Source organism: Paenibacillus sp. FSL L8-0435, assembly GCF_037965655.1.
Lineage (GTDB): Bacteria > Bacillota > Bacilli > Paenibacillales > Paenibacillaceae > Paenibacillus.
The window spans coordinates 5,183,160-5,195,741 of the sequence record NZ_CP150185.1; the positions used below are offsets into that span (position 1 = coordinate 5,183,160).

General features: G+C 46.1%; 9 protein-coding genes. 3 read left to right on the forward strand and 6 right to left on the reverse strand.

Annotation, left to right across the window (positions count from 1 at the left end):
* Positions 1 to 167: 167 nt before the first annotated feature.
* Positions 168 to 1,550 (reverse strand): PTS transporter subunit EIIC, encoded by a 1,383-nt coding sequence (locus NST33_RS23055; RefSeq protein ID WP_221824436.1) that lies wholly within the window; start codon positions 1,548 to 1,550, stop codon positions 168 to 170.
* 299 nt (positions 1,551 to 1,849) lie between these two features.
* A complete protein-coding gene (gene hcp / locus NST33_RS23060) occupies positions 1,850 to 3,142 on the reverse strand; it encodes a hydroxylamine reductase (RefSeq protein ID WP_221824438.1) in 1,293 nt (430 codons plus the stop codon).
* Positions 3,143 to 3,452: 310 nt separating this feature from the next.
* On the opposite strand from hcp, the gene NST33_RS23065 reads away from it, so the two are divergent.
* Positions 3,453 to 6,104, forward strand: a complete 2,652-nt coding sequence (locus NST33_RS23065; RefSeq protein WP_221824440.1) for a cation-translocating P-type ATPase — start codon at positions 3,453 to 3,455, stop codon at positions 6,102 to 6,104.
* Positions 6,105 to 6,167: 63 nt separating this feature from the next.
* Here the strand turns inward: NST33_RS23065 and NST33_RS23070 are convergent, their stop codons facing one another.
* Complete coding sequence (locus tag NST33_RS23070) at positions 6,168 to 6,551, reverse strand: VOC family protein (protein WP_221824442.1); 384 nt, start codon at positions 6,549 to 6,551, stop codon at positions 6,168 to 6,170.
* Positions 6,552 to 6,837: 286 nt separating this feature from the next.
* On the opposite strand from NST33_RS23070, the gene NST33_RS23075 reads away from it, so the two are divergent.
* Entirely contained in the window at positions 6,838 to 8,178 is a 1,341-nt protein-coding gene (locus NST33_RS23075) for an MFS transporter (RefSeq protein ID WP_339305227.1), read from the forward strand.
* A 153-nt stretch (positions 8,179 to 8,331) separates the two neighbouring features.
* Here the strand turns inward: NST33_RS23075 and NST33_RS23080 are convergent, their stop codons facing one another.
* Positions 8,332 to 8,988 (reverse strand): DUF2625 domain-containing protein, encoded by a 657-nt coding sequence (locus NST33_RS23080; RefSeq protein ID WP_307416601.1) that lies wholly within the window; start codon positions 8,986 to 8,988, stop codon positions 8,332 to 8,334.
* A gap of 102 nt (positions 8,989 to 9,090) precedes the next feature.
* Between NST33_RS23080 and NST33_RS23085 the strand changes: the two genes are divergently transcribed.
* A complete protein-coding gene (locus NST33_RS23085) occupies positions 9,091 to 10,578 on the forward strand; it encodes a DUF5123 domain-containing protein (protein ID WP_339305229.1) in 1,488 nt (495 codons plus the stop codon).
* 130 nt (positions 10,579 to 10,708) lie between these two features.
* Here NST33_RS23085 and NST33_RS23090 read toward each other — a convergent pair whose 3' ends face one another.
* Complete coding sequence (locus NST33_RS23090; RefSeq protein ID WP_339305231.1) at positions 10,709 to 11,692, reverse strand: sensor domain-containing diguanylate cyclase; 984 nt, start codon at positions 11,690 to 11,692, stop codon at positions 10,709 to 10,711.
* Positions 11,693 to 11,716: 24 nt separating this feature from the next.
* A complete protein-coding gene (locus NST33_RS23095) occupies positions 11,717 to 12,523 on the reverse strand; it encodes an alpha/beta hydrolase (RefSeq protein ID WP_339178399.1) in 807 nt (268 codons plus the stop codon).
* Positions 12,524 to 12,582 lie beyond the last annotated feature (59 nt).

Here is a 12,582-nt window from a genome sequence, read left to right on the forward strand (position 1 = left end):
TTGAATAAAATGGTGGACAGCTACTGAGCATTTCATACTTGTATTATTCAGATACAAAAACAACAAAAGGCCGGTACCATCAGGCACAGGCTCTTTCTTACAACTTTAATACTACTTATTCAATTAGTACGTTTTACGTATTACTCAATGCTGGGTTTCGGTCACCCCTATCCCCGTTTCTGTCCTTTTCCTGCCATCCAATACGTTAGTCCACTCGAGACACCAAACGCAATAACCACACCAATGCATGTGTGTAACAGATTCAGGCTACCCTCTTCGATGAAGAGCGGGAGGCTGACCAAGCTCGGATTCCCCACCATAGCAAATGCCTTGACAGATAATAATCCAAAATACAGTCCACCCGCAGCTCCACCCAGCAATGCCGCGTAGAAAGAGGATCTTTTTCTCATGTTGACTGCATACAATGCAGGCTCTACCACTCCAAGGAGCGCTGTTCCCGTTGCCCAGAAAGCAAGTCTTCTGGATGCTGGCTCTTTCGAGCGGATTCCGTTTGCAAGCGCAGCCCCTGCTTGTCCTACAATCGCCACTAACATGGCAGCAATCACCATAGAACCACCATTCATAACCATTTCATTAATGATGATGGCAATCAGCCAGTAGTGTAATCCCATAATTAATATTAGCGAGAAGACTGCTCCCAGTAACATCACCGACAACACTGGAGCATTAGCTACTAGTGAATCCAATGCCTCCGGCAGATATTCATCAATCCAGGTGCCGACTGGACCAAGAATCATCAATACTAACGGAACAAGAACCAGTAACGTCAGGAAAGGAGCAACCATCCCTTTGGAGAATTTTGGACTCCATCGTTCAACGACTCTTTCCAGGTAGGCCCCTGCACAGATCGTGAGAATGACCCAGATGGGCGTAGAGTAAAAAGCTGGCTGGGACACAAGTGGCAAACCCAGGAAATGCACCTCTTTTTCCCCCGACATCAGCATGGTCATCTCCGGATAAAACATGAGTCCGCCAATAGATGCTGCAACATAGATATTGCTCTTCAACCGATACGCTGTGCTGATTGCTACCAATACAGGCAGTACATAAAATACACCGTCTCCAATGATCCTGAAGATCGTAAAGGTCTGGCTGTCCATCAACGCAGAAGAGTCCGTAGAACTGTACGTATCCATTAACGCAATAATGGCGACTATAATTTTAATAACAGCGGCTCCGAGAATCGCAGGCATCAAGGGCCTGAATACATCGGATACAAAATGTAAGATCGAGAATCTGTTCTTCTTCGTGTGTCCTTCTTCCTGCAACCCTGTCCCTGTAGATTCCCAAGTGTCCATACCCAGTAACGTATTGTAGATAAGTGAAGATTCATCTCTTATTACCAGATGGCACTGCTCACCTGTTACCCGAATATCTGCTACAACATCTGCGAAGGCAAGAGCCGACATGTTCAATTGTGTACTGTCCTTCAGTACCAGCGTCGTTGTGCCCTTATCGTGTTCTACGAACCTGATGTTCTCCTTGCCACCTGCGAGTTTCAACCAATCTTCAATCTGTGTGTTATGCATTATGTACAATCTCCTCATGTTACGGTAAACCCGTGTTTTGTGATGTGTTATGATCTAATATGCCTCTATCTATATACACATTTCCATGAAAAAACTTCAATAGGATAAAAAAACTAATTCCCCTTACATTGCATGTTCATTTATACAAGGTATATGGACCTATGACATTGTTTACGTAGCAAAAAAAGCCTACTCTTATGTAGGCTCTTATCCATCTTTAATTATGAGTCATACTCTTCATACTCACAACCGACTTCACAGTCATCAGATGGCGATGCACATAAATATACATCCTCATCCTATGACAGTGCCAACATCGCGTTCATATCTTCTTCTGCTGTTGTAATTAACTTCAGTCCAAACATATCCACGAGTACATCCAAGACACCTTCCGATATGAACTCAGGCGGTTTCGGTCCAATCCGAATGTCCTGAATGCCAAGGCTGAACAGGCCGAGCAGGATCGCAACTGCTTTTTGCTCAAACCAGGACAGCACAATGCTGACAGGTAACTCGTTCACAGTACAGCCAAAAGCATCCGCCAAAGCCATTGCAATTTTCACCGTAGAACCGGAATTGTTGCATTGACCCAGATCGATATAACGCGGTATCCCCGTGTCTCCAACCGTACCATAATCCACATCGTTGAAGCGGAACTTGCCACAAGATGTCGTCAGAATTACAGTATCATTCGGTAAAGATGTCGCGAGTTCACGATAGTAGTTGCCACCTTTGCCTGGCGCATCACAACCAGCAATAACGAAGAATCGACGGATATGCCCGTCTTTCACCGCTTGAATAATCTCGGGCGCAAGCCCAATCACGGTCTCATGATGATATCCTGTCGTTAAGACTTGCTCCGACTGTACATTAGCCGCAGGCAGAGATAATGCACGTTCAATCAGCGTTGAGAAGTCATCATCCATAATCTTGGCAACCCCCTCCAGACCCGCCACTTCGTATGAGAAGAAGCGGTCTGCATATGTGCCTTTGATCGGCATGACACAGTTGGTTGTTGCAAGAATAGCACCCGGGAATTGTTCGAAAAGTCTTCTTTGATCATACCAGGCTTTGCCGATATTGCCCTTGAGATGGGCGTATTTCTTCAGCGCCGGATAACCGTGCGCAGGCAACATTTCCGAGTGCGTATAGATGTTGATTCCTTTCCCTTCAGTTTGACGAAGCAACTCCTCCAATGCATACAGATTATGCCCTGTTACCACGATGCACTGTCCTTCGATCTGATTCTGGCTAACCGTAATCGGTTGCGGTACACCAAAGCGGTCCGTGTGCGCACGATCCAGCACGTCCATAATGCGGATTGCTGCATTGCCGACTTTCATCGCCATCTCCAGATGTTCCTGTACATTAAAATTCGAGTTCGTTAATGTCATATATAATGCCTCATGTGTAATCCGATCCACCTCAGGATCAGAATATCCCAACTGGCGTGCATGTGTTGCATAAGCAGCGATGCCTTTTAACGCAAAAATCATCGTATCCTGCAAACTTGCGATTGTTTCGTTTTTGCCGCATACCCCTACCACGGTACACCCGCCACTCGGCGTCTGTTCGCACTGATAACAAAACATATGGTTTCCCCTCCAAACTTAGATTAAACGTAGTTCGTTATGGAATAGCGTAACAGACCCTGATATGAGCAAGTGTGATGGTGCACACAGTTTCTGATCCAATATCTATATATGGTTCTCCAGACTTTCATCCAAACTGGAAATAATAACATTCGAAAAAAGGCATATCTCGGATCATTATGAAAAATACTGTGTACAGCTAAAAAACGTATAAATCCATAATCTTAAAAAAATACGAAAATGAAACGATTCTAGATTTTGCCCGTAAGGGTAATACACAGAGAAATCTAATATTCAAGGAGCTGGTCAATTGCAACATTACAGACACAGTGCGGAGGAAACCCTTCAGGATGTACAGAGTTCCTCCAAGGGACTTACGACCTCCGAAGCTGCCAAGAGAATTGAAACGGAAGGATATAACGAGTTAAAAGGTAAAGATGCAACACCAGTCTGGAAATTGTTTCTCGAAAATTTCAAAGATCCGATGGTCATCGTGCTGCTGATTGCAGCCGCGGTACAGGTTGTTCTTGGACACCTGATTGAATCGTTGATCATTTTCCTGGTTATTTTGCTCAACGCGGTGATCAGTGTAGTGCAGACCAAAAAAGCCGAAAGCTCGCTCGACGCGCTGAAACAAATGTCTGCACCTGAAGCCAAGGTCATTCGTGACGGGCAGAAAAAAACCATTCCAGCGAGGGAACTCGTTCCCGGTGATATTGTTATGCTGGATGCAGGTGATTATGTCCCGGCAGACGGCCGTATCCTGGAATCAGGTAGTCTTAAAATCAACGAAGGCATGTTGACCGGAGAATCCGAAGCTGCGGAGAAACACGCCGATACCATCCCGGATGAAGCTCCAATCGGAGATCGTCGCAATATGGCCTTTAGTGGCTCACTCGTCGTATATGGACGGGGCATGCTTGTCATTACAGGAACGGCTCTCAAAACAGAAATCGGCAAAATTGCTGAATTGATTGAAAATGCCGAAGCCAAGAACACGCCATTACAGCGCAAGTTGGAATCATTCAGCAAAAAACTGGGCTTTTTCATCCTGGGCTTGTCGATTCTCATCTTTGGCATTGAAGCCGGTCGTGTATGGTTGACCGAAGGTACGGAGAATATCGGGCCTTCCATCGTAAATGCATTGATGTTTGCCGTAGCTGTTGCGGTTGCTGCCATTCCTGAGGCGTTATCCTCCATTGTGACCATTGTATTGTCACTCGGAACAAATAAGATGGCCAAACAACATGCGATCATTCGCAGACTGCCTGCCGTGGAAGCTCTCGGTTCTGCCAGTATCATCTGTACCGATAAAACAGGTACACTAACGCAGAACAAGATGACCGTTGTGGATTATTACATTCCCCATGGTACCAAGGATGAATTCCCTGATGATCCCGATCAGTGGTCAGAAGAGGAACGACGTCTGTTACATATTGCAGTGCTCTGCAATGATTCGAATATTAATCAGGAAGGCAAGGAACTGGGTGATCCTACCGAAGTGGCCCTCATTGCCTTCAGCAACCGGGTGAACAAGGATTACAATGAAATCCGTGACCAGTTCCCGCGTGAAGCTGAGCTTCCTTTTGACTCGGATCGAAAACTCATGAGTACGGTGCATACCTTCGAGGGACAGACGGCTTTGCTGACTAAAGGTGGACCGGATGTGCTGTTCAGTCGCTGTAGTCATGTGTTTATCAACGGTGAGGTTCAGCCCCTCACACCTGAGATTCGCACACAATTTGAAGAAAAAAATGAGGCCTTCTCCAAACGAGCCTTCCGTGTGCTGGCCTACGCGTACAAAAAATTCGATGATAAAAACCAGGTCACCATTGATGACGAGCATGATCTGACACTTGTTGGTCTGACAGCGATGATTGACCCACCGCGTGAAGCGGTATATGGCTCTATTGAAGAGTCCAAAAAAGCGGGCATTCGCACCATCATGATCACCGGAGATCACAAAACGACGGCTCAGGCGATCGGTGTGGATATCGGCCTTGCCGAACCGGATGATCTCGCCATTACCGGAGCCGAACTGGACAAAATGTCTGACGAGGAGCTGGATAAACAACTCGAACACATCTCGGTCTACGCAAGGGTATCACCTGAGAATAAAATCCGGATTGTGCGTGCATGGCAGCGTAAAGGCAAAGTTGCAGCCATGACCGGAGATGGAGTTAATGACGCACCTGCGCTGAAACAGGCCGACATCGGTGTAGCGATGGGTAGCGGAACAGATGTCGCCAAGGATGCGGCTGCCATGATTCTGACGGATGATAACTTTGTCTCCATCGTGAATGCGGTCAGTGTTGGGCGGATGGTATTTGATAATATCAAAAAAGCCATCGCATACCTGTTTGCCGGTAACCTCGGCGCCATTATCGCCATTTTGTTTGCCCTGATCGTCGGCTGGGTTAATCCATTTACGGCCCTTCAGCTGCTGTTCATCAATCTGGTGAACGACTCTCTGCCTGCCATTGCTTTGGGTACAGAGAAACCCGAGCCAGATGTGATGCGGCGTAAACCACGTGACATTAACGAGGGTATCTTCGCAGGTGGAACCCTGCAGGCTGTGATTACACGTGGTGTCCTGATTGGTGCAGCTGTTATTGTGTCCCAATATATTGGACTTGGCATCTCGGAGGAAATCAGTGTGGCTATGGCCTTCACCACCCTGATTCTGGCACGCAGTCTGCAAACTTTTGCAGCACGTTCCAATACACAGACCATCTTCCAGGTGGGCTTCATGACCAATAAATTCGTGCTTGGCTCCATTCTGGTATGTCTCTGTCTCTATGCAATCACACTGATTCCAGGTGTTCGCGGTGTCTTCGCTATCCCGGATACATTCGGTTGGAATGAGTTCCTGATTGCAGGCGGACTTGCTCTTGCTGCCGTCATTCTGATGGATGTCATCAAGTGGATTCGCAATCGCGGTAAACAAGTTACTGCGGCATAAGATTTGTAGATATAACATGCACAAACAGGCGCCCGTTATCGGAGCGCCTGTTTATGTATCTAATTATCCCTGTTTAATGCCAAAAGCGATCCAGCGTCCATCAATATCCTCGATCACAAACTCCTTGTTATTATAGTCTGTATGATTGAGGACTCGTACGATTTTCACATCTGCGTTGATCAATTCCTGTTGAAGCTCTTCCTGGTTCTGGGTAATAAAATATGCATCATATCCATAGCCATATAATTCTCTGTTGGGTATAACTTTCTGTCCATTGCTTTGAGTTAAAATAATCTCGGTCAGATCACGATACAGGCAGACATGAGGTTCTGCGGCATCAAGATATTCGACGACTCGAAAGCTCATCTTTTCTTCATAAAACTGCGCGGTTCGATTCATATCAAGCGTCGGAAATACGCTGTGGGACATTAATAATGCATGAGTCATGGGTATAATCTCCTTCATTTTCAACATGCTAATTACTTATATATCTAGTTACCTAACCGCTGATCCATCTGCTTATGTATGCTTCAATGATCATTTTAGTTAAATTCAGGAAATCCGTCTATTGTTTATTATTAATATCTTTCTATGCTCATCACATCCGAATGAATTATTATGACATTATTGCCATATGATGAAATGGGGTGTAAAATGATATATTGGTTTTCATCAAATATCTATTAAAGATTCTATCCGAATTCATATTCATACCCAAGACAGGAATGGTACCGTGAAAGATAAAATTGTCATGCCACTCTGGACGTGCTGCTTGTTCATCGTTGTGATGAATACCACCATGTTCAATGTTTCTTTGCCAGTCATTATTCATGATCTTCAAATCACCTCAGACCTGGGGTCTTGGGTCATCTCAAGTTATTCGATTGGTTACGCCCTGTCGACGGTGATCTACAGTCGATTGTCAGACCGTATCCCGGTACGCAAACTGTTAACGGTCGGGCTTCTGATCCTGGGGTTATCTTCATTGCTCGGATTGTTCGCGCATAACTTCGCGATCCTGTTACTGACACGCATTCTGCAATCTGCGGGTGCAGGAGTTATGGCCGGGCTGGGTCTCGTCATTGCAAGTCGTTACATCCCGGTGGAACGACGCGGAGCTGCCATCGCGCTGATTTCATCAGGTAGCGCTATGGCTTTTGGACTTGGCCCCATTGTCGGGGGACTCATTAGCGAGTACTGGGGCTGGAACGGACTTTTTGCCATAACCGTGCTTGTCCTGCTCGCCCTGCCTATATTGCTCTATTTTCTCCCCCGTGAGTCCGTCAAAACAGATCAGCCGTTCGATGTTATTGGTGCCATATTAACCGTCATTAACGCAACTACACTTCTCGTCGCAATCACCCAGCAGTCCTGGTTCTGGTTTGCCATCGGCGTTATCTCACTTGTTGCACACCTCTTGTATATTCGGAAAGCGAGTCTTCCGTTTGTGAATCCACAAGTGTTCCAAACGCCGGGATACACCCGGTTAATCCTTATCGGATTCTGCGTGCTGGTGGTGAATCTGGGCAATCTGTTTTTGATGCCGCTTGTGCTTGCTGATCTATATGGGCGCTCTTCGCTCGCCATTGGTTTGCTGATTGCTCCTGGAGCTATTGTTGCAGCATTCTGCACCCGTTTCGTTGGACGCTGGATCGACCGTTATGGCAATATGCGATTTATGATCATCGGACACACCCTGCTCGCAGCGGTACTTGCCTTATACATGCTCGGACTGGATCAATCCGCCTTGATCATTACCAGTGGTTATCTCTTTTTCTCACCGGCACTGTCAGCCTCCATGGCTTCCCTGAATAATGAAGCGTCACGAGTGCTGCCCAAAGCCCAGATAGGTTCCGGTATGGGCATGTTACAACTGATTCAATTCTTCGGTGGTTCGGTGTCTGTAGCCGTGTGTGGACTGCTGCTGCACAGCATTCCGGGAGTCTCAGTGGAGGAAGCTTATCATGTGGTGTATGCTTGTCTGTTGTTCATCTGCGTTGTTTCACTCGGGCTAACCGTCTGGCATAGCAGAGCTTCACGCTCAAGCATTAAACCTGTTACATTGGACAATTGATAATTGAGGTTTAAAGTTCAGAACAAAAAGGCTTGCGCCAAGCGCGAGCCTTTTTTAGTTTGGAACAGAAATGCCGTTTTTTTAAAAGTGGATCACTTAATGAACTTGAACTTACCGGTTAATTTCCTGATTTCACCCCACAGCAGCATTCCACTATTTACCGTCCAGTGCGAACTTCCAGGCCTCCATTATGCTTATTGGGGCTTTACTGCTGCTCTCGCCGCCACCTTCCTGCGTCCAAAGTGGTGGGTAATACGCGAATACTTGTCCTGTCTGGAGCTGAGACATATCCTCTTGCCAGCCTTTCCAGCGAAAGGTCTGATAGAACTGCTCCAGATCGCCATTCGCCAGCCAGTTGATGAAACCTGAATATGCCAGTTCTGTCGATTCCCATTCGAGTGTATCCGGTGCAAAATAATATATGTGTCCCGTGCGGCCATACTTGCCTGTATCCAGTCCGAAGAAACCGCCTGCCGCATCATATGCAACGACCATCATACCTTCCAGCACATCTACCCAAGGTTGCTCACTTACACCATTCCAACTGGTGAGACTCCCAGATGTACTGTCACCACCCGCACCAAGCAGCGTGATCCAGCCATGGTCCAGTACAATACCTTCTGTCTCATAAGCAACAGCCCCCAAATAGGATTTGGTGCTTATTTGCAGACGATAGAGGGTATCCTCTCCAGCCTCTTGTTTTGCTGGAACATACACATATGTATTTTGCCCACTAGCCAGGAGTTCCTTGAGTTCTTCCCATGCGTGATTCTCCCGATCTACTAATTCAGCTATCGTTAATGTATTCATGAGCAGTCTCCTCGCTGATTTTATAAGAGCATATCATGGGTTATTAACCCGTTCAAATCTGCTATAATCTATCTTCAAAGCTAAATTCAAGGGGGAAACGATTTGATTCGCGTAGTTATACTTATGATTCCGATTCTGATGGTGCTCGTATCCGGTTGTCAGAATCATACATCTGCCATGAAGGAACCCGTTTCTGTTCAAAAGTCTGATCCCCAGGTCATCCATTACATATCACCCCAAGGAAACGACTCGAATAAAGGAACCATTCAATCTCCGTGGAAAACGTTGCAGCACGCAGCCGACCATGCTTCGCCAGGAAGCATGATCTATTTGCGTGAAGGTGTCTATCATCAGAAAGTCAAAATCACCCGGAGCGGTAATTCTTCCGCTAATCCAACCCTATTTTCAAGTTATCCTCAGGAGCAGGTTATCATTGATGGTAAAGGTTTATCTGTTCGGGGCATTGAAGGGTTAATTGAAATTGAAAATGCCAGTTATATCACGATTCAGAATCTCGAAATTCGTAACTTCACGACCACACTCGGGGGCCAAGTTCCAACCGGGATCTATGTCCACGGAGCAGGTGAGCATATTCAGCTGTTAGGCAACACCATACACGCGATTGCTAGTTATGCACCTCCTGAAGGTTCCGATTTGCGGGGCAGGGATGCCCACGGGATTGCCATTTATGGCACAGAGCACCCTCAAGCTTTACGCGATATCATCATCAAGGATAATGAATTGTATGATCTTACACTTGGTTCAAGTGAGTCACTCGCAGTTAACGGTAATGTTGATACCTTTGCCATACAGGACAATATCATCCATGATTCCGACAATATTGGTATTGATCTGATCGGGTACGAGGGTACATCCGAGGATGATACATACGATCAGGCCCGGAACGGCATTGTACGAGGCAACGAAGTATACGATATTACGTCCAATAACAATCCCTCCTACGGTACAGATCTGCCCAATGATACCAACTCGGCCGGTGGCATCTATGTAGATGGCGGGAAAGATCATATCATCGACCAGAACCGGGTATATCGGAGCGATATCGGAATTGAGATTGCCTCAGAGCATGCCGGACGTTCAACCAGCAATATTACCGTGCGTGATAACCTGATTTATTCCAACAGATTGACGGGCATTGCCATGGGAGGTTATGACGAGGAACGAGGAGCTACCGAGGATAGCAAGATTATGTACAATACAATTGTGGGGAATGATACCCTGAATGCAGGCAATGGACAGTTATTCATGCAGTCACGGACAAAGAACAATACGTTCATGCGTAACATTCTCGTATCGGGCAGCTCGGAAGTACTGATATACAACGAATATACTAGCAATACCGGCAATGTGTTTGACCATAATGTCTATTACTCACCAGGTGAGCAGGAAGATGCCCTGTGGGTTTGGAAAAATAAAGCCTACTCCGGCATCGCTGCCTACATCAAGGGATCTGGCAATGATGCCCACTCCATATATGTGAACCCGGCATTTATGGATGAACCGAGCGAAGATTTTCGTCCTCAGGCGAACTCTCCGGCGAAGGCGTATGGTTATCTTGCACCACGGTAAATTAACCCTAAGTCTGCCATCTCAACTTAGTCAATCTGTTTCACACAAATAAAAGGAGCTTGTGCATGCGGGATCATCTCCCTCATCATGCACAGGCTCCTTTTTGCTTTCTTTTGACTTAAACCAATTCTTAACTTCTTACCATCTGAGCTGCATGTGTCACCCGGTTTCGTCCTCCGGTTTTGGAGGCATACAGGGCGTTGTCCGCTCTTTGGAACAAGGATTTTTCCGTATCTTCCTCTACTACAGTGGCCGCACCGATACTCACAGTAATGTTATATTCACCCCAGTCAGCAGAAGCAACCTGTGAACGATATTCCTCTGCGATGCCACTCGCTTGCTCCTCTTCACAATCCGAAAGAATGATGACAAATTCCTCTCCGCCGTATCGTGCCACCACATCCGTACCTCGTGATACCGATTGCAGCAGCCCCGCGAGATTGCCGAGCACCAAATCTCCGATCGGATGTCCGTACGTATCATTAACGCTTTTGAAATGATCAATGTCCACAACCAGAAGAGAGAAATAACGTTGTTTCTCCTGGAATAGCAATAGTTTCTCAGCCATTTTCTCCTGGAAAAACCTGCGGTTCTTCAATCCTGTCAACAAATCGGTGGAGGCCAGTGTCTCCAACTGATCATTCACTTTGATTAACGCCTGCTCTTTAATTTTATATTCCTCATGCAGTCGTTCAAGCTCCTTGTTCGCTTCTTGCGTCGCTTGATATAGCTCCTGTAGCTTCGTCTTGGTATGCAAAATATCCTTCTCATGTTCGATTCGCTTACGCATGACTACAACGACACAATCTACCACGTTTCCCCCGTTACGGGTCTGGCGAACACCGTTAAGCAGAACAGGAACAGCCTGCTGATCACGGGTACGGAAACTAAAGTACATCTCGTCCACATGTCCATATAACTGGATGTAGGGATAGAAATACGTATGGAAAAACACCTTGTTGCTCACCGACATGGTGGATTCAATATGTTGCCCTATGAGCTCATCGCGTTCATATCCAAGCATCGTAAGCAACGTTTGATTCATCGACTGTACGACGCCCGAATCAGAGATAGAGAAGTATCCACAGGGCGCTGAATCTAGTTGGGTATCCATCAATAACAGCCTTTCTTCCGAATTTTATGCGCTCGTCAAATAATCCTTAATCATTCGGATCGTTTCTTCCGGTTGACTTAGATGTGGATAATGTCCCTTGGCCGTCATCTGTTGCAACCTGCTATTCTTCAGATGAGCGTGTAAATAATCCCCTACTTCAACCGGGGCAATACTGTCCTCGGAACACTGAAGAATCAACGTTGGTACAGTTGCCTGATCCAGATCAATACGACAGTCAGATAAAAACGTCACTTCGGCAAATTGTCTCGCAATATGCGGATCTCTGGAACAGAAGCTTTTCTCCAACTCTTCCGCCAGATCTTTCCGTTCCGGATTGTTCATCACAATCGGTGCCAGATAACTTGCCCAGCCTATAAAATTAATCTGCATCATCTCAAGCAATTCATCGATATCATTCCGATCAAAACCTCCATAATAACTTGGAAGATCATTCACATAACGTGGGGAAGGCCCCAACATGACAATCTGTTGGAAATATTTGGGGTTCTGAATGGATGCCAGCATGCCGATCATACTGCTGACAGAATGACCGACAAATATGCTATCTCTTAATTCAAGTGCTTCCATAATTTCCAGCACATCCTGGGCGTACCCTTCAAGGTTGTTATATTTAACAGCATCATAATAGTTGATTTGAGATTCGCCAGATCCAACATAATCAAACAAAATTACACGATAGTTTTCGCTAAAAGCAGGGACGATGTAACGCCACATGTCCTGATCACATCCAAATCCATGCGCAAATACAATCGTTTGGCTACCCGAGCCAAGCACTTTAACATTATTTCTAACAAGCACATCAATCGTCATTTCATATCACCTCTCTGAGGTAGTACTCTCTCGAATCATTTGATCTGATTATTATATCG

Coding starts and splice junctions, on each gene's coding strand:
- NST33_RS23095 (WP_339178399.1), bottom strand. CDS start 12,523: ATGACGATTGATGTGCTTGTTAGAAATAATGTTAAAGTGCTTGGCTCG.
- NST33_RS23080 (WP_307416601.1), bottom strand. CDS start 8,988: ATGAATACATTAACGATAGCTGAATTAGTAGATCGGGAGAATCACGCA.
- NST33_RS23055 (WP_221824436.1), bottom strand. CDS start 1,550: ATGCATAACACACAGATTGAAGATTGGTTGAAACTCGCAGGTGGCAAG.
- NST33_RS23090 (WP_339305231.1), bottom strand. CDS start 11,692: ATGGATACCCAACTAGATTCAGCGCCCTGTGGATACTTCTCTATCTCT.
- NST33_RS23070 (WP_221824442.1), bottom strand. CDS start 6,551: ATGACTCATGCATTATTAATGTCCCACAGCGTATTTCCGACGCTTGAT.
- hcp (WP_221824438.1), bottom strand. CDS start 3,142: ATGTTTTGTTATCAGTGCGAACAGACGCCGAGTGGCGGGTGTACCGTG.